This window comes from Sphingobacterium zeae (assembly GCF_030818895.1).
Taxonomy (GTDB): Bacteria; Bacteroidota; Bacteroidia; order Sphingobacteriales; family Sphingobacteriaceae; genus Sphingobacterium; species Sphingobacterium zeae.
On sequence record NZ_JAUTBA010000001.1, the window covers coordinates 1,804,579 to 1,824,737 of the forward strand.

The window sequence follows — 20,159 nt, forward strand, 5'->3', positions numbered from 1 at the left end:
TGTGTCTTTTTCCTTCTAGGTAGCTGTGCCACTGGGCGCATAGCGGGAATCCAACTGAAAATTTTTAGGTTTATAGGGATTAAAGATACAAATGTTTTTTAAATAAGTGTATATTGTACGTTTATTGAATCTGAGCTACTCTAATTGATTTTTGGGCTTTCCAGATCCAAAATGATCCCATTTTGGGTCATGATTAGTCTTTATTCAAACATCGACGAAATCGATTTGTAGTAGCTTTGTTTATCCCGGTTGGGGATCAATTTATAAATCTCAAGACATGCGTATCAATTTTATTTTATGCCTATTGCTTATAGGGCATTTTTCTTTTGGACAGAAACTCAAAAAAGAAGTTGTCCTTTCTCAACTCAAAAGTGCGAACGATTATTGGCAATCTCATCACAAGCCTCAAGTTTGGGCATTTTGGGACCAAGCGGCCTATCATACTGGTAATATGGAATTCTATAAGATTTCCAATTCAAAAAGTGATCTGAAATATTCTGAGGACTGGGCCAAATTCAATGATTGGAAAGGTGCGAAATCGACCAACAAACAACAGTGGAAATATAGTTATGGTGAAACGGATGATTATGTTCTTTTTGGAGACTGGCAGATTTGTTTCCAGACCTATATTGATCTTTATCATTTGTCGCCAAGTCCCGAAAAGATAGCGCGTGCTAAAGAAGTTATGCACTATCAGATTCATACACCCAATACAGATTATTGGTGGTGGGCTGATGGTTTGTATATGGTCATGCCGGTGATGACCAAGATGTATAAATTGACGCAAGATCCTCTTTATCTTGATAAAATGTATACCTATTTGCGTTACGCCGATAGTATTATGTTCGATCAGGAGGAGCATTTATATTATCGCGATGCCAAATATGTCTATCCCAAACACAAAAGCCTCCACGGTAAGAAGGATTTCTGGGCGCGAGGTGATGGTTGGGTGTTTGCAGCCTTGGCAAAGGTTCTTCAAGATTTACCCAAGGAGGATAAACATTATCACTATTACCAGGAAAGGTTCAAAAAAATGGCACATGCAATCGTGAGCTGCCAGCAGGAGGAAGGGTTTTGGACGCGAAGTATGCTGGATCCTGAACATGCTCCCGGGCGGGAGACAAGCGGTACAGCTTTTTTTACCTATGGTTTACTTTGGGGACTCAACCAAGGGATACTTATTGATCCGAAGTTTTCGAAAGCGGCACTTAAGGGATGGAGCTATCTCAGTGAAATTTCACTGCAAGCTGACGGAAGAATCGGATATGTACAGCCTATCGGTGAGAAAGCTATTTCCGGACAGGTTGTGGATGCTCATTCTACTGCTCCATTTGGTGTAGGTGCATTTTTATTGGCCGGAACAGAGATGTACCGTTATTTGAATAAAAAATAAGTGCCGTATGACAATGATAAATCGGGTTGTATTTTTCTTCCTTTTGCTGTTGGCAGGTCAATCTGTTCAGGGACAAACTGTAAAAAAGACGTCTACTGCGCCTGATGAGACAAGTAGAACGTTCTGGCTCCAGGAAATGGACCGTATGCTACGGCCCGTATTAAGGAGTTTAGCACAGGATAGTCTTCGATTAAAAATGCCTCAGATGACATCCACGCAGGTGGATGACAGAGCACATCGGATTAAAGTGCAGTACGTTGAGGTATTGGGGAGGGTATTGTCGGGTATTGGTCCGTGGCTTTCATTGGATGGAGGGTCCAAAGCAGAAAGAAACCTCCGCGATCAATATAGAGCATGGACTGTTCAGGGACTAAAAAATGCGTTAGATAGCAATGCGCGGGATTTCATGCGTTTTGATCTGGGCGGACAACAGCTTGTCGATGCATCTTTCATTGCTTTAGGTTTTATCCGGAGTCCGTGGCTGTGGGATCACCTTGATGAACGAACCAGAAAAAATTTGATTGCATCGATCAAGATAACGCGTCAATTTCGGCCTGCCTATTCCAATTGGCTGCTATTTTCGGCGATGAACGAGGCCTTTTTAGCCAAATACTCTGCTGATTGGGATGTAATGCGGGTAGACTATGCGCTGCAGCAGTTAGAGCAATGGTATGTCGGAGATGGTATGTATATGGATGGTCCGCATTATGCTTTTGATTACTACAATAGTTATGTTATTCATCCTTTTTTGGCCGGCATCATGGACATGATCCAATTGAAGACAAAACATTACGATAGCATGTTTGCTAAAATCAGCCTTCGTAATGAGCGATATGCCATCATCCAAGAGCGGTTAATCAATGCAGATGGTAGTTTTCCGCCAACGGGAAGATCTGTAATTTATCGTGCTGCAGCCTTTCATCACTTAGCCGACATGGCGTTCAAGAAACGACTTCCTCAAGAGCTGACCAACGGGCAGGTGCGGGGTGCGCTGTCTGCTGTGTTAAAAAAGACAACAGAAAGTCCAAGTACCTATCAAAATGGCTGGTTGACATTGGGCTTGTATGGTAGCCAGCCTGGCCTGGCAGATTCGTATAATAATCAGGGTAGCCCTTATCTCTGTTCGGTTATTTTCTTGCCTTTAGGCTTGCCAGATGATGATCCTTTCTGGACAAGTGAAGTTCAGGACTGGAGTGCCAAACGGATTTGGTCGGGACAGGATTGGAGTAAGGACTATAGTAAAACTATTCAATAAGATAGTGGCTCTGAAACCAATATTTCAGGCTCAATTAACAGAATGAATGAAAAGATATCGGATTCAAATAGGTAGAATTGGAATGCTGTGCGCTGCATTCCTCTTGATTCTTTGTGCCGTGCAAGGACAAGAAGTTAAGGAAACAATAGCCGGATACGGATGGGCTAAGAATACGGTCAACACCGCTGTATTTCGAAAAAATTCCCTAACCAGCAACGGCAAATATCAATATATAGCCTATTACGATGGGCAGGGATATGTCGTCTTAGGGCGACGCCTACTTTCCGGTAAACTTTGGCAGCTGCGTCGCACAGGTTATACCGGAAATGCCAAAGATGCACATAATGTGATCAGCATCATGGTGGACCAGGAAGGGTATCTCCATGTGTGCTGGGATCAGCACAATAGTCGATTGCGCTATGCGCGATCTATCCATCCGAATAGTCTTGTGCTTGGTGAAGAGCGGATTATGGTAGGTCAAAATGAAACACGGGTGACTTATCCTGAATTCTTAAAAATGCCCGATGGTCAGCTGTTATTTCTATATCGGGATGGTGGATCCGGGAATGGCAATCTTGTGGTGAATAGTTACGATAGTAAACAGCAGCAATGGAAACGTATCCATAGCAATTTAATTGATGGAGAGGGAAAGAGAAATGCCTATTGGCAAAGTTATGTCGATAAACACGGGACGATACACCTCTCTTGGGTTTGGCGTGAAAGTCCAAATGTAGCGAGCAATCATGATATGGCTTATGCTTGTTCAAAGGATGGTGGATTAACATGGGAGCGAAGCGACGGAATAAGATATGACCTGCCCATGAACGCATCTACAGCAGAGTATGCTGCCCGGATTCCGGAACGGCACGAATTAATCAATCAGACTTCCATCGCTGCTGACGATAGCGGGAATCCTTTCATTGCAACGTACTGGCGTTCTCCAGCATCAGACATTCCGCAATATAAAGTAATTTATTTAGAGGATGGTCAATGGAAGGTGCGATCTTTTGATTTTAGAAAAACCCCATTTAGCTTAAGTGGTGGTGGTACAAAGGAGATTCCTATTGCAAGACCACAGCTATTGGTTCGGGGTAAGGATAAAAAGATTGCATTAACATTGATCTTTCGTGATCAGGAAAGGGGCAGCCGGCCTTCGATTTTGACGTTACAGGGGATGCAGCAAGAATCCCCGAAGATTACTGATCTTTGTCAGGAATCAGTAGGGGCTTGGGAACCAACTTACGATACCGAGTTGTGGCGAAAGAAACGTAAAATTGCGCTGTTTGTACAGGCGACGGAACAGAAAGATGGGGAGGGATTAGCAGAAACGGAGCCAACTGCAGTAAAAGTGCTGGAATGGCGCGACAAAGGGAGAACAAAATGATAACATTAAGCAACATGAAAATAAAACAGGGCCTACTTAGACTGCTGGTGTTTAGCTGCGTTTTTCTTGGATGCGCAGCGGCGGCTCTGAGCCAGAATAGTTCAGTTTTCGAACTGAAAAATCCAGATTTTAAAAAAAGTCCTTACACTGGACTGACACGCCAGCATTGGATGGATGCTGCATCCTATCTGTTGGAAGGGGCATTTTCTGTCGTTAGCGACTTAAATAGTCCCATGTTGTTTCCCAAGCAGCCTGGACGTAGCTACCCCAGAGATGGTGTGCACAATGAAACAGAACGATTAGAGGGGCTTTGCCGTACGCTTTTCATCGCTGTGCCGCTTTTAAAGAAAAATGCCGACTACGAGATCCGAGGTATTCGCGTAGCAGATTATTATCGGCATCAACTGGAACTGCTATTACATAAGGGTTCCGAAAGTTATATTGCCCCACTTCCAGAAAAAGGCGGACCGAGTCAAAAGCTGGTCGAATTTGGAGGTTTGGCTGTGGCGCTAATGGCAGCGCCTGAAGTGCTTTGGGATCCGTTGCCACAGCATACTAAACATGAACTCGCACAAACGATGCTGAGTTACGGGAATGGACCAACGATACAGATGAATTGGCGATTTTTCAATATTATGATTCTAAGCTTTTTTAAAAGTAGAGGTTATCCTGTTCGGGAGGAGTACCTGAAGGATTTATTGGAAAAATGTCTTCAAGATTATAGGGGCGATGGCTGGTATAATGATAGTCCTTACTACGATTACTACAGTATGTGGGCTTTTCAGTTGTATGGATCGCTTTGGGCTGCTAACTATGGTGCGACGATGTACCCTGAACTTGCTGCAAAATTCAAATCGAATTTGCATGATGTGGTGAAAAGTTATCCCTATTTATTTAGCCGTAATGGTGAAATGATTATGTGGGGGCGTAGTATTTCATATCGTATGGGGGCTGCAGTCCCCTTTCCATTATTAGGGTTATTGGATGATCCTTCCATCAATTATGGTTGGATGCGGAGAATTGCTTCGGGTACTTTGTTGCAATTTTTAACGCATCCGGATTTTCTTTCGGACGGTATTCCCAACTTGGGCTTTTATGGCGCTTTTGATCCGGCGGTACAGGAGTATAGTTGCCGCGGAAGTGCGTATTGGCTGGGAAAATTCTTTTTAGGTCTATTGGTTCCGGAAAATAGCAATTTTTGGACCGCTTCAGAAAATCAGGGTGCCTGGGATCGTCAGATTCCAGATGCGAAGGTGTTGAATACCTATGTGGAGGGGGCGCAAATGTTGATCACTGATTATGATAGTATCGGTGCCTCCGAAATCCGATCTTGGAACACCAGTAGGGATATTGGCTATTATCAAGGGACGGAAAATTACAATAAGCTTTCTTATAATAGTGCTTTTCCTTGGCAGGCCGATGGGAAGAACGGGGAAATTGCCATGAATTATACCTTTCAGACCCAACCAGACAAGTGGGAATCACTTCGTATGTATCAATTTAGTGGGTACGAGGAGGGCGTTTATCGCCGTACGGCGACCTTGGCTTCGGACACGAGTATACATCTATTCTTGGCAGAACGGACAATAGCAAATGGAATTTTGAGATGTGATCAATTACTTTCCGAAAAGCCTTTGGCCTTGCGGCTGGGGCATTATGCCCTCCCAAAATGGAAGAATCATCCTATCCATTCAGAAAAAATTAAGTATAACGGCAATGAGGCGATGATTTTAGATAATGGTCAATATCAATTGGCTATGGTAAGGCTCATGGGTTGGGAGGGAATGGAAAGCTTAAGTTGCCGAGGACTTCATCCTGTAGCGCAAGAGAGTGCTGTATTGAATTGTTTTGTAGGTGGAGGAAAGCCGCCGGGAAAACGGTATGTCACCTTGCAGCTGTGGAAGAAATCGGGAGAAAAATGGACGAATGAAGAGCTTTTTCCGCAATTGGAAGCAACGGATAAGAAAGTGGAAATTCGCTGGCGGAACGGAGAGAAATACATCTTTCCTACGCGCATTTAACAAACAGTAGCTATAAAATATACGAGGGTTGCCAAAAAAAATGGCGACCCTTTTTTTATGGTCAAAGAAGGCTACTCTTATCGCCTGTGTTTCCGATTGCCGTGGCTTTTTAAGCTTGGCTGTTTAGGCTATCGCATCGTCATGGAAGTGGCTTATTGTTGTTAAATATCGATTTTTCAGCATTTTGAAGCGAATTTCAACTCAATTGAACTAAAATCGAACACCAAAATCTCGCTTCAAAGCTACTTTTGTCTTGAGCTCAAAACAATGTTGGGCCGAATTATTCACTTGTTTTTTTTCTAAGATTAGCGCACTATTTTTTGAAGGAAACAAGGACACCAATTATAAACGACAAGCTATGAATTCAACTTGAGAAGCGTATGCATTGGACATTCTGGCATTGCTAGGTTGATTCCAGAATCATTAAGAATGTGAAAAACTAACCAAATCATTTATTAATAAATTATGTTAAAACATTATTATAACCGATATTCAAAAAAGGGCATTTTATTGAACAGCCTTTTTCTGATAGCCCTATCCAGTTACGGGCAAAGTGCAAATGTGAAAGGGGTTGTTAAAGATACCTCGGGCAAGGGAATTGCAGGTGTTACCATTCGTGTAAAAGGTGGTGCGGAAACTGTGCAAACTAATGGACAGGGGAATTTTTCAATTCAGGCATCCCCGGGTAGTATCTTAATCATCACCTCCGTTGGCTTTAAAGAGAAGCAAGTCACCATAGGGCAGCAGGCCAATCTGGACGTTGCACTGGTACCTGCAGAAAATGTTCTGGAAGAGCTTGTGGTGGTGGGCTATGGAAGTCAGAAACGATCGGATATAACCGGTTCGGTCGCTTCAGTTCCTAAAGACCGTCTATCAAAGATCCCTGTCAACAATGTTATGCAGGCCATTCAGGGTGCGGTGTCTAATGTGACGGTATCCCAGGCATCATCCATTCCTGGTGAAGCGCCCTCGGTGCAGGTAAGAGGAAGAAATTCGCTTAGTGCAACAACGGAGCCTTTTATTGTTGTGGATGGAATTCCATTGACAAAAACAGATGGCTCTATTAATGATATCAACCCCAATGATATTGAATCTGTCGAAATCCTAAAAGATCCTTCCGCTGTGGCTATTTATGGTGTAAATGGTTCGAACGGTGTAATATTGATTACCACAAAGAGAGGAACAACCGGTAAACCGTCCATTCGGTACAGTGGCTATGGCGGGGTAGAGCATGTGGCGCACATCCTAGAACCTGTTTCTGGCGAGGAACTGTTAAAGCGTTATGCGGAATATGCCCGTATCACCAACACGAGTTTGTACAATGGCGGTCCGGTGCGCAATCAATACGAGTATGACAATTATAAAAATGGCGTAACGACGGATTGGCTGGATGCGGTAATGCAGACTGGCGTCATACAGAACCACAACGTCAGTTTATCGGGCGGTAGTGAAAATGCCAAATATTTTGTGTCGGGCGATTATTTAAATGAAAAAGGAGTTTTGTTGGGTTACAATTACAAACGTTACTCTTTTCGGACAAATACCGATTTTAAGGCCACCAAATACCTTTCGGTGGGTACATCCTCCTTTATCGTTGCACACAATAGAGATGGCGGCCGGGCTAATTTGTTGCAAGCTGCGGCAATGAGTCCCTACGCCAGAATGTATAATGAGGATGGCTCTTTAACACAATACCCGATGTACTCTGAGCAACTGTGGTCCAATCCTTTGTTGCCAACAACCTTAGATCCACAGCGCCGGCAATTTAACATTAGCCTGAATGGCTATGCCGATTTAAATTTTGGTGAACTGTACAAGCCATTAGCAGGGTTGAAATATAAGTTGAATGCAGGGTATTCCTTTGTACCGGTTAGAAACAATGAATACGAAGGTGAGTCGGTATATAATTTTGCTGGTCTTGGACGTATAACCAATAATGAAACACAGACTTATACCTTAGAAAATATATTGACCTATACCAAAGACTTTGGTCAGCACCATATTGACTTCACTGGACTATATGCGGCAAAAAGCAAATATTGGCAACAGGCAATTGCAACAGGCGAGGTATTTCCCAATGATGCACTTGGTTGGGGAAATCTGGGTGCCGCGTCAACACAAAAGGTTTCTTCGATTGCAGATTTATACCGTACAATTTCGCAAATGGGTCGTTTAAATTATGCGTACGATAGTCGTTATATGCTGACCTTGACCGTTCGCCGGGATGGCGCATCCGTTTTTGGCAGAAACAATAAGTATGGTGCTTTCCCATCGGCGGCAGTAGCGTGGAATTTGCATAACGAATCCTTTATGCAAAATGCCAAACAGATTGTCGATAATTTAAAATGGCGTATTTCTTATGGTCTTTCTGGAAATGAAGCGATCCCTGTTTATCGCACCCAATTTTTAATGGATTCAAGTCCAATGGCAATGAATGGCTTGTCAAATACGGCCTTAACGATCCGAACCTTGATGGGGAATTATGATCTGCAATGGGAAAAAACAAAGGGCTTCAATACAGGGGTTGACTTTGGTTTATTCAATAATCGGGTCTCAGGTAGTATTGATATGTACAAATCCAGTACCTATGATCTACTTCTTGAACAACGTCTACCCAAGCTAACTGGTTTTGCTTCAGTATATTCGAATATTGGTAAAATTGAGAATAAAGGCATCGACCTGACATTGAACACTAAAAATATCGTAAAAGATCAATTTAACTGGTCGAGTACACTGGTTTTTTCCCGTAATAAAAATAAGATCACAGAAGTATATGGCAACGGGAAAGACGACTTAGGCAATAGGTGGTTTATTGGACAGCCCATAGGAGTCATCTATGATTACACGAAAGTGGGTATCTGGCAGGTGGATGAGATTGCATCTGGAGCGAACAAAGGATGGGATGATGCTGCGCAGGCGGGCGACCTTAAATTGGCCGATCTAAATGCCGATGGAAAGATTGATGACGGTGACCGGTCTGTTCTTGGGCAGACAGCACCGAAATGGACTGCGGGTTTAACGAATACGTTCACTTATAAAGCATTCACCTTAAATGTTTTTATCAATACTGTCCAAGGTGCATTGCGTAATAATCCGCAAATAGGCGCCGCCTCGGACGAGATGGGACGTCGAAGCACACCTGCGGCCCTCGGATATTGGACGCCGGAAAACAAAAGTAATGAATGGCGTTCGCTGGGGAATCATTCCAATGTTCATGGATATGGCTTCCCTTCTAACGCAAGTTTCACCCGTTTGAAAGATGTAACCTTAAGTTATACAATGCCACAACCACTTGTGGAAAAAATTGGTGTTCAGGGGCTGACAGTATATGCGAGCGGTCGAAATCTGTATACCTGGACCAATTGGCTGGGCTGGGATCCGGAGGCTCGCGATATTACAAGGGGATCCACGAATGATGCAATTAACTATCCAATGGTGAGGACGTATGTTTTAGGCATTAACCTTAGTTTTTAATGCTTAGACATTTATTTTTCAAAAATCAATTACATACACATGAAAAAGACGATTAACAATTATACCACCTTATTTTCCATATTGGCTTTGTTATCCGTAGGGGCCAGCTCTTGTGGTAAAGGCTATTTGGATGAGAAACCATATTCTAATTACGATGCAACGAATGTTGATCCGACGACAGTGGAGAACAGGTTGCTGGGTTTACATTATAACTTTGCCCAGCTTTGGGGCTACAGTGGCAGGCAAGGATTTCTTTCCTGTTGGCAGATCGGGACAGATATTACGAGTGCTGGATCGACAGAGGGCGTTGAGAATCCTTTTTATCAATATGCCGATCTCAATTCAGAAAATGGAGGCGTAAGTTTCTTGTGGGAAAAATGCTATGCATTTATTAATAATGCCAACCTCATCATTGACGGAGTAGGCGATAGCAATCCGAAGGCCGCCGCTGAAGCACGATTTTTTCGCGCATACGCCTATAATATGCTGGTTACATTGTGGGGAGATGTACCTTTGCTGACCAGCTCCATTAAAGTGCCTTCATTTAATTATACACGAACCGCTGTTGCTGAAATTGACAAGGTTATCGCCGATGATTTGAATTATGCGGTTAAAGAGCTTCCTGATCTTGCTACAGCGAGCACACCTAGCCGAATCAATAAGGATATGGCGAGACAGCTTGCTGCAGAAGCTTTTTTACGTATTGGTATGCGTGACGCAAGCTATTTTGCACAAGCTGAAACGATGGCAACCGCTATTATCAATGGGGGTAACTATAAGTTGATTGAGGCACGTTATGGCAAATACCTGGCCGAAGGTGGTGATTACTTTAGGGATATGTTTCGTCAGGGAAACATGCGCCGTAGGCAGGGAAATACCGAGGCCATCTGGACTTTTGAGTTGGAGTATAACCGAGAGGTTAATGGTGGTACAATAGATAACCCACAGCAGCGCCGGGTATGGCAGCCGGCTTACCACAAATGGGATGGTATGGTCAATGCTGATTCGCTGGGCGGAAGAGGAAATGGCCGTTTACGATTGAGTAATTTTATGAAATATACGGTATGGAAAGGGCTGAAAGGCGATATCCGGAATAGCAATTTCAATATACGGAGGACAACCAATTATAATCGTCCGAATTTCAGCGCAGAAATTGGTGTTGATGCGGATGGTTATCGCGTTGCAAAAGGTGCAGGAACTAAAAACATCGTCATTAAAACTGGAGATAAGGTCGTTCCTTTCCGTACCGATAGTTTGGAAGTCTGGTATCCATTTCCAACCAAATGGGGTGGTTATGATCCACTCGATGATTTTGGTTATGCGCTCGTTAAAGATTGGCCAGTGATGAGATTTGGGGAAACCTATTTGCTGCGCGCAGAAGCTCGGGTGCGGCAGGGAAATGCAGCCGGTGCTGCAGAGGATATCAATAAGCTGCGTGATCGCTCATTTAAAGCAGCACGTGCAGAGTCTGGAAATAATCAGTTAGGCAAAGTGGCCTCAAGTGATTTAACGGTAGATTTTATCTTAGATGAACGCGCCAGAGAATTGATTTCAGAAGAGAACCGTCGGATGACTTTAGTTCGAACCAATAAACTGAAAGAGCGGATTTTACGCAATGGGGATGCAGGACCTGCAAATAAGATAACAACTGGTTTTCAGGATTATAATGCTTTATTACCTATCCCCTTAAGTGAAATTCAGCTGAACAATATAGACGGTGACAACCTGAAACAAAATATGGGCTATAAATAGTATTTTTTTGCGGATTAAACGTTTATTGTGGGGGGTGAAAGACCCTATTTGCAGGCAATGGGCTAATTCTCGAATCAGCTCATTGCCTTTTTTTAGGATTAATGCTATTTTCGTATAAACAAAAGTGATATGAGTATAGCGTTAATCCTCAATCGAAGCAGGGCTGAGGAATGGAAGGTCGAAATCAATACGTATTTGCCAGAAGTGAAAGTGGAGATCTTCCCTGATATTGAAAATTATAGCGAGGTTGAATTTGCTCTTTGCTGGAAGCCTGAAGGGGATTATTATACTTATTTTCCCAATCTAAAAGTTGTACAGTCTGGGGGTGCCGGAATAGATCACCTATTCCCCCAAAATATTCCATCTCATCTCCATATTTGTCGGATTATTGATCCCATGTTGAAAAGCGATATGTTTGAGCATGTTTTGACCTGTGTAATGCATTCGATGAAGAACTTTTCGACATATATAGATGAAAAAGATAATAAACATTGGCGTCCCTTGTCGTATAAATCAATTGGAGAAACGAATATAACGGTATTAGGATTAGGTGAGATTGGGGGGTATGTGGCTGAGCAGATGTTTCGGTTGGGTTTCCAGGTGAAAGGGTGGTCAAACTCTACAAAGGATTTTCCCGGAGTAACGTCGCTTACAGGAGCGGCAGGACTGGCTTTGGCGGTAGAAAATGCGGATTTTATCGTCAATATTTTACCATTAACCGATGCTACTTACGGTATTTTGGATCGTAATCTTTTTAATTTGTGCGCCAAAGGAACTGTCCTTATAAATGTTGGCCGAGGTGACCATCTCGTGGAGAATGACTTGTTGCATGCAATTGCCGAGAAAAACATTGCTGAAGCTTATCTTGATGTATTTCATCAAGAGCCATTGCCGCAAGATCATCCGTTTTGGGACTGCCCCGCTATTATTATAACCCCGCATGTTGCGAGTAGAACAAATATAGGCTCGTCCGTCTTACAGGTGGTGGATAATTATTGCAGAATGGCTGATGGGCGACCTTTGCTCAATGAAGTTTCTTTGGAAAAAGGGTATTAGAAATTTGAGCTTTAAGCAATTTCTGCGATAGCAAGCTTGGTCGAGATTCGGTGGAATACATTGGCGATCTGATTTCTGATGATTTAATGCAAATGGATTTTATTTTTTAATCTCTGATAGGTTATTCTCGGCGATCCAGTATGAGCAGATACCATCACCTTTAGCCTTAACCGAATTTACGGAGGATTTTGAAAAGCGGATAGATCGGTACGCGTTTGATCAGAAATTCAATGACTTTTACGACTATACTCATCCCGTACGAAGTGGTGCGTCCCCGCTATCCCAAAAGCAGATCCAACCATCGTTTAAAGAACTATTTGCCGAAAATAGAGTTGAAGCGCTTTATGAACTCAATAGTCTGAAAAATGATCAACATGTAGTTGAAGCAATTAGTAAGGGTGAAATAAAGGTAAAAACGCTCAGAATTTGATGAAAAATATGAGGACTTCCTTGCGTTTAATAGCGATTACGAAGCTGGAGAAATCCAATATAATGAGATGGTAAAGAACACTGCTTTTTTATATCAGGCGCTTCCTTTTTCCGATATTGAATCTAAAATAAGCGATCTTAAAACAAGCGAAGAGAAATTTAAGAAGCATCTTGCGGTCTTGCTCGAACTTCCTGATAGCAAAGACAACTTAGAACAGGGTTTGTTCGATTCCTTAGTTAGCTATACAAACAGTGAACAGTTATATTTTTATGTAGATCGCTATAATGAAGAGAATTTAAAAACCCTGTTGAGTGCCATTTCCATGTCCAAGAATTTGTTGGAAGATAATCATTTTGCGAAGAAAAAGTGCTTGTTAAATTTTATGCTTGTGCTGGACGATAATAAGGGAAAAGATAGTATGGTTAACGTTGCGGTGTAATGCTCCGCTTGAAGACTGGAAGTTTTTGAAGAAAACCTACACTTTTTGAAGGAAAGTGTAGGTTGGGTTAACCCACTTTTGGCCTAAAAATTCTGCGAATCCGCAGAGGGGCCATAACTCGCTGGTAAAGGAATGTCGTTGAGCCTATAATACACGCCTAATTGTGCTCTGTGATGTGTGATCTGATTTAATGCGTGACGAATCGCTTCATATTTGCTCCAACTTGCCAATATATGGCCGTCATTTTTAATTGCCCAGTTTCCGGTCAAGTCTGACTCTTGCGCTTTTTCTAAGGCGTCTATTCCCGCTTCGTATGCTTCGTCCAATTTTTTTAAAAGATCTTCGGATGTAGCTAGGCTTGTAGGGACGTAAGGAACTTTGGCAAAATCAAGTTCTGAAGTTTTTAAAACGGTACTTGGCCATTCAAAAACCTCGACTATGTGCGTTGCCAGACGCATCATTTTCATACTTTTCTGATGTGGTGCATACTGATTCTTTCCAACTGGAAAAAGTGCGATAAAGTTTCTTGTAATTTGATACTCATTCGCTAACTCTGCTTTTAATTGTTGTAACGTATCCATTTTTTTTTGATTATGATTTTAAATTTGATTCTACTTCCCACTGGGTTATGAACAAAGATAAATCCAACAAATGACAAGTGTGTGTCAGCATAATCGCTGCCTCCGTTCGGGCGCTGTTGATTTTTCTTCAGACACTGAAGTTGCAGTTTCGATTAAAGAGCGGTTGAAGTTGTATTTTTTCTTCATTTATGGAATAATGATATTCTCAGCATCCCTGCACAAAAGTTGAAGTGCTGGATGAAAGAATCTAGTGCTTGGGTTTAGTTAATTTTATTTATTTTTAAAAGAATTTAGCCAGTATCTAAACATGAAATGGAAATCAATTGTAGTATGCCTTTTAGCTGTGTTATATGCTTCTGTACTTTGTGGACAATCGAGCTTATTCGATAGTCCACGCGGTTCCGCTGACTATTATATTTATAAGCTAAGCCCTGAGATTTTAAAAAAGATTCATTTGGATGGAAGAAAATTCGATGAAACTATGCTCAGCAATTTTGTTGTAAAATATAAGGTAGGAGATCCAAATCCGGTGTTACCACGGGGTAACTATGTACAGGTCCGCGCTAATAAAGCAGATCTCATGTATCGGGAGTTGATCAGCGATAACCTGTATGTCAAAATTATTCCTGCGAAAGCTTTTGCGATTTGTCTATACGATTCTTTGGGAACGATTATAAAAGACGCGCAGGTAAAAGTGAACGGACGTCGCATGTCACTCGATAAGAAGTTCCATTATTATACAGCTGCCAATGCAAATAGTGACGATATCGTCAGTATTGAACATCAGGGTGTCTATCATTATCTGACTGTAGAACGGCGCTGGCCCCATAAAGTTAAGGTGTCATTATGGAAAAAAATCAGCAACAGCTGGCTCAGAACTCGGTTTAAAATTAAGCGAATCTTTCATAAAATAGAAACTGGTGGTACAGAAAGTTTTATGGTTTTTAATAAACCGATGTATAAACCAAATGAGCAAGTTAAATTTAAAGCGTATCTGGAGAAAACAAAATGGAAACCTTACCGCGATTCTATTACCGTACGTCTGACTGGAGGCTATGGTTATGCGGAGGATACCATTTTGGCTCGCCTAGCGCCTTATCGTCCGGGCATGTATACCTTTGCATTTGACTTGAAAGGGCTGGGCCTTACTTTGGATAGAAATTATTGGATTTCGTTGGAATCTCCAAAAACCAAACTAGTCTTGCATCGACAGCATTTCCGATATGAAGACTATGAGTTAAAAAGTCTAAGCTTTACGATGACTTCTGAAAAGACAGATTATGCCAAAGGGGACAGCGTGCGGCTGAAACTAAAAGCATTAAATGAAAATGAAATGCCCATATACGATGGTAAAGTCGATTTACAGGTGGTGGCTAGTCCGGTTTTGATGCATGATTTAAAAGCCAATAAGGTCAATTTTATTCCAGATACCTTATGGCAAACAAGTGTTTCGCTTGCAGATGTGGCAGAAAAGGAGATTGTATTACCGGATTCAATTTTTCCGCCTGACATTGGTATTTCCTTTCGCGTTATTGGTACTTATTTAAGTTCGGATAATGAAAGAATAGCGCGAAGCCTTGATCTCAATAGACTTAACCGCGAAAAGGAAATCCGCATTACGGTCAAAGATGGACATGCAGCACTGAACTATGTGGAAAAGGGCATTGAGCAACCAGCATCTGCTGAGCTCAAGATATTAGGAGAGCATGATGAAGTGCTAAAGGCTGAAAATTTAAGTTTACCTAATCTGGTTTCAATTCCTTGGCAGGCCAAAGAAATTGTTGTCAAATCGAATGGCTTTAGTAAAAGTGTTGATCTGGAGGACCAGCAGCAGGTACAACTGAATTATCAATTTTACCGCACTGTGGATTCGGTACTATTGCATGTCGATAACCCTGCTAGGATTCCATTTTGGTATCAAGTTCATCGTGGTGGTCGTATGATTGCTGCGGGCTATGAAACCGAATTGAATCGTGCATTTTTAGCCCGTGGAAAAGAGGGGTATAACCTGGAGATCACCTACCTTTTTGGAGGAAAATCCAAAGTTATTCGCGAGGAATTGCCCTATGTGGAGAAAAATTTAAATTTGGAAGTTACTACCGCCACGACAGTATATCCGGGGCAGAAGGCTGTGTTCGAATTTTCTGTTACGGATAAGAAGGGCAAACCCTTGAAAGATGTCGATATTACAGCCTATGGTTTTACCTCAAAGTTTAAGTCAGCCGCGGCACCAACGATTACCGTCGGTGGTCTGATGCGCAGGGCGGCGGTCGAGCAAAATCTTCATGTTAGTTTGGAGGATGATGAAAAAGTTTATCAGGGAGCGCTGCAAGATTGGGTGAAATGGTCTAAAGTAATGCAGTTGGATACGATTCCCTTTTATCAATTCTTATATCCAGATGTCTATTTTCAGGAGTCTCTTCCACTCGATGCTGTTAAGAGTCAGGTATCCCCTTACATCGTGGTAAACGGTGCTGTGCAAGGTATTCATTTGGTTTGGATAGACGGTGTACTGACCTATGCGAAGCAAGATCAGCAAAATAATCCTACTATTTTTGAGGTTGCTCCAGGGCAGCATGATTTTAGGTTTAGAACCAAGGATCGTGACATTCGGGTAGAGGGTTATTACGTTGAAAAGGGAAAAAAGGTCATTGTTTCCTTTAATGCTTCACGAGATACGATTGGTTTTGATTACCCCGACAAAGCATGGAGAAAGGGCCATATTTCGGTTCTTCGATTGCCAAAAGAGCAACAGGGTAAGCTTTTCGATAAAGAAGTGGCCGAATTGAAGCGACAGTTGATCACCGTGACCAACAATTTTGGAGCCTGGCAATTACCCAATAGTAATGTGCTGATCGAGCGACCAGCATATATCCAAACAGCTGGAGATCTCTATTACCTCAATCCGGTACAGCGAACCGTTTACAATAATCGGTTGCGGACACAGGTTCCCGTTCCGCTGATGGCAGGGCCATTTCCAAGAACAGAAATGTACAATGGTGTGTCCAAAATAGGTATGCTTATGGTAGATACAGCGAAAATTGGCCGGTTTGAAATTGAGGGCGGCTATCAATATAGCATCTATAAAAACTATCAAAAGCAAAAAAGCTGGGATGGTAATCTTATCCGGCTGGATCTGTATGACTATAAACCAAGTTTAGATTTTCGGGAGAAAGTATGGTCGGTGGAGGATATCAAGGCAAATGTCGAGCAGCGTTTTAGGGAGACGATGCAAAACAGTGCTGGACTTGCACAGTTTGCTACGGTGAAAAGAGAACGTGAAGATGCTGGTTTTAAACTTAATTTAATGTTGGGCAATGATGCTTCACAAAAAAGCATTCGACCTACATTGATCTTTATCGAACCGACGAATGTCGAAGAGCGGATGTATTTTAGGCTCTTTTATGGTGGACATCGAACGTTTGAAGATCTTCCAGTCGGCGAGGTTACTTTGCATATTGTACAGGATGATTCAACTTCCTTTAGTTTGCCAGTCGAGCTCAAAGCCCATGGAATGAATTATTTGAAACTAGACGCTATCCAATGGAGTAAGACATCCCAGGCAGCCCGGTTAGCTTACAAACTTGTACGGGATGAAATTATTGTGCGTACCGTGGACAATCCATTGCGGGATGCTATCCAGACTGGACAAGAAAACGATCTGCAGGGCTTAAAAATAGACCGGGAAGGCTTTAGCGCGAGAAGAAAGAGCAACACGGCTGCGCGGATCCTGGTTTATGACGGTGATACGCCTTTAATTGGCACTAAAGTGCTTGATCGGGCTACGAAAAAGCAATATTTTACCAGTTTTGACGGTAGTCTGGAAATTGAGCTCTCCAACGATAAAAATACGGTACTTGAGATTGCTGCTTTAGGGTACAATACCGCTACGGTCAAAGTCTCCAGTGGCAAAGATTATTTTGTGGAGTTAAAGCCAAGCGAAAATCAATTGGATGAAGTGGTTGTGATGGGGTATGGCGTCCAAAAAAGGCAATCATTGACTGCGGCAGTGAAATCGATCAATGCTAGGATGGATGGGGTGACTACAGCTATGCTGCAGGGGGCTGTAGCAGGGATTCGTATTCGTGGCGCTGCTAGTCCGGCCCCCAATGAAAAACCATTGATTTTAGTGGACGGGGTCCCTTTTGAAGGTGATATTTCAAGTCTTGATCCATCGACTATCGCGTCATTGAATGTGATTAAAGATCAATCTATGCTGGGATTGTACGGTGCGCGGGCCGCCAATGGCGTGGTGATGGTTCAGATGAAAGCTGGAGCATCTGCGACATCGACAGGTGCTGTGGATATGCCCTATTTGGAATCTGGAAATACGATGCGTGTGAACTTTAGTGATGATGCATTCTGGCAGCCAAAACTCACTACTGATGCTCAGGGAAGAGCTAATTTTGAAGCGACCTATCCGGATGATATTACCAATTGGCGAACATTCTTTATCGCTAAAGGAAGTAAAAATTTCGCCGACATAAAAGAGCTAAATGTCAAATCCTTTAAAGCTGTTTCGGCACATTTGGCAACCCCTCGATTTGCGATCAGAGGTGACCAGTTTACAGCCATGGGACGGGTTGTTAATTATCTTAGCGACAGCTTACAGCTCGCGCGTACCATTAATAATGGGCTAACAACACAGGAGGCGACGTTGAACATTGCGAAGTCCTATCGGGATCCTATACCTGTTATTGCCGCTCAGGGGGACAGCATCCAACTTGCTTATTCGATTGGATTGTCCAACGGATATTTTGATGGTGAAAAACGCAGCATTCCGATTTTTGAAAAGGGGCTTGAACAACATGAAGGAGATTTTAAAGTGCTCAACGGTACGGCAGAGTATATGCTTAAAACTTCTCCTGCGCTAGGCGAAATCATTTTGCATGCCGAAGCAAATTCACTGGAATTTTTACAACGGGAAATCGAATCGATCGATCGTTACAAATTTCTATGCAATGAACAGATGGCTTCCAAATTGAGCGCGTTACTTTCTAAAAAAGAGCTTACAAAATTGATCGGAAAGCCTTTTACAGAGGATAAGAAAATAAGGGATCTCCTAAAAGAATTACAGAAAAACAAAAATGCCAATCAGGGCTGGGGTTGGTGGAACAAGAGTGAGACTGTGACCTGGATCAGCAACTATGTGATCGGGGTACTGTTGGATGCCCGAGAAGCCGGCTACCAGGTTGAGATCGATACGGAGATTTATGCAGAACGTGAAAAGACCCTATTGAAAAGCAGCTTGGCTTCGCTGGATGTTCTATTGGATAAAGATAAGCTTCACGGGGCCAAAGAGAATTTATTTAGCTCCTTGATATATCTACTCCGATTGGATCCTAAAACAGATTACAAAAACTATTTCTTCGAAATCGACACAAAACTTAAAAGTAAAACCATCAAGGATAAACTGTTGAAATATCTCTTGATTTCAAAACTGGGTCTTAAAGATTCACATGCTGCAGATACCGTTCTTAAATACGCGTCGAAGGCTGTGTTAGGTGGACTCTATTGGACTTCTGGAACTTCAACAGATCAGAAAGGCAGATTTTTTATGCGACCTACGGAAACCAATACTGAGAATACACTGTTGGCTTATCATGTCTTAAAATCAATTGGTGGTCATGATTCGTATTTAGAAAATATCCGTAATTACTTTTTCGCGCAGCGGCAGCAAAACCAATGGTATAATATCTACGAATCTTCGCGTATCATACGAAGCATTCTCCCTGATGTACTGAAAGAGGGTGAGTCTTTCCAGGCACCGGTAATGGTCATCAATGGCAAACGTATCACGACATTTCCATATACGCAAAGCTTTAGGTCGGATGAACAGATTAAAGTGCGGAAAGAAGGGACGGGGCCTGCTTTTGTGACAGCCTATCAAAATTTTTGGAATCCAAATCCTGCCGTAGAAAAGGAAAAGGGCCTTGCCGTGGCAACGCGATTTAAGGACAATGGTGCTACGGTAGCGGCGCTCAAGGAAGGGAAGCCTGTAAAACTTGAAGCAAGCGTAACGTTAATCGGTGAAGCGGAGTATGTGCAGATCGAAGTTCCGATACCGGCGGGATGTTCGTATGAAACCAAAACCAATGGATACTCTAGAAGCGAGGCGCACCGAGAGCATTTCAAAGATCGTGTTGTCATTTTTTGCAACAAACTGGGGAAAGGTACGCATACCTTTGAAATCGAACTTTTACCTCGTTATACCGGGACATATACTGTCAACCCCGCGAAGGCTGAATTAATGTATTTCCCGACATACTATGGAAACGAGAAAATGAAAGAAATTGTGGTGGAGTAAATATGCTTTTACAAAAAAAAGGGACTTATCACACGATAAGTCCCCAACATATAAAAACTAAAATGAA

At 42.4% G+C, this 20,159-nt stretch carries 10 protein-coding genes; 9 read left to right on the forward strand and 1 reads right to left on the reverse strand.

Annotation, left to right across the window (positions count from 1 at the left end; all coding sequences use genetic code 11):
* The first annotated feature begins 277 nt into the window (after positions 1-277).
* The 8 genes from QE382_RS07535 (at position 278) to QE382_RS07570 (ending at position 13,204) form a co-directional block, all read left to right on the forward strand.
* Positions 278-1,393, forward strand: coding sequence for a glycoside hydrolase family 88/105 protein (locus QE382_RS07535; protein ID WP_307185327.1), 1,116 nt, complete (start codon positions 278-280; stop codon positions 1,391-1,393).
* Between the two features lie 7 nt (positions 1,394-1,400).
* Positions 1,401-2,648, forward strand: a complete 1,248-nt coding sequence (locus QE382_RS07540; RefSeq protein ID WP_307185328.1) for a DUF2264 domain-containing protein — start codon at positions 1,401-1,403, stop codon at positions 2,646-2,648.
* A 46-nt stretch (positions 2,649-2,694) separates the two neighbouring features.
* Positions 2,695-4,032: a BNR repeat-containing protein gene (locus QE382_RS07545; protein WP_307185329.1), complete on the forward strand. Its 1,338-nt coding sequence runs from the start codon at positions 2,695-2,697 to the stop codon at positions 4,030-4,032.
* A gap of 14 nt (positions 4,033-4,046) precedes the next feature.
* Complete coding sequence (locus QE382_RS07550; RefSeq protein WP_307185330.1) at positions 4,047-6,053, forward strand: DUF2264 domain-containing protein; 2,007 nt, start codon at positions 4,047-4,049, stop codon at positions 6,051-6,053.
* A 465-nt stretch (positions 6,054-6,518) separates the two neighbouring features.
* Positions 6,519-9,527, forward strand: coding sequence for a SusC/RagA family TonB-linked outer membrane protein (locus tag QE382_RS07555; protein WP_307185331.1), 3,009 nt, complete (start codon positions 6,519-6,521; stop codon positions 9,525-9,527).
* Between the two features lie 39 nt (positions 9,528-9,566).
* On the forward strand, positions 9,567-11,279 hold the full coding sequence (locus QE382_RS07560; protein ID WP_307185332.1) for a RagB/SusD family nutrient uptake outer membrane protein: 1,713 nt from the start codon (positions 9,567-9,569) through the stop codon (positions 11,277-11,279).
* Positions 11,280-11,408: 129 nt separating this feature from the next.
* Positions 11,409-12,335 (forward strand): 2-hydroxyacid dehydrogenase, encoded by a 927-nt coding sequence (locus QE382_RS07565; protein ID WP_307185333.1) that lies wholly within the window; start codon positions 11,409-11,411, stop codon positions 12,333-12,335.
* A 497-nt stretch (positions 12,336-12,832) separates the two neighbouring features.
* Positions 12,833-13,204, forward strand: a complete 372-nt coding sequence (locus tag QE382_RS07570) for a hypothetical protein (RefSeq protein ID WP_307185334.1) — start codon at positions 12,833-12,835, stop codon at positions 13,202-13,204.
* Between the two features lie 83 nt (positions 13,205-13,287).
* Here QE382_RS07570 and QE382_RS07575 read toward each other — a convergent pair whose 3' ends face one another.
* A complete protein-coding gene (locus tag QE382_RS07575) occupies positions 13,288-13,785 on the reverse strand; it encodes a DinB family protein (RefSeq protein ID WP_307185335.1) in 498 nt (165 codons plus the stop codon).
* Between the two features lie 307 nt (positions 13,786-14,092).
* Here QE382_RS07575 and QE382_RS07580 point away from each other — a divergent pair, with 307 nt between their 5' ends.
* Complete coding sequence (locus QE382_RS07580; protein ID WP_307185336.1) at positions 14,093-20,092, forward strand: alpha-2-macroglobulin family protein; 6,000 nt, start codon at positions 14,093-14,095, stop codon at positions 20,090-20,092.
* Positions 20,093-20,159: the final 67 nt, after the last annotated feature.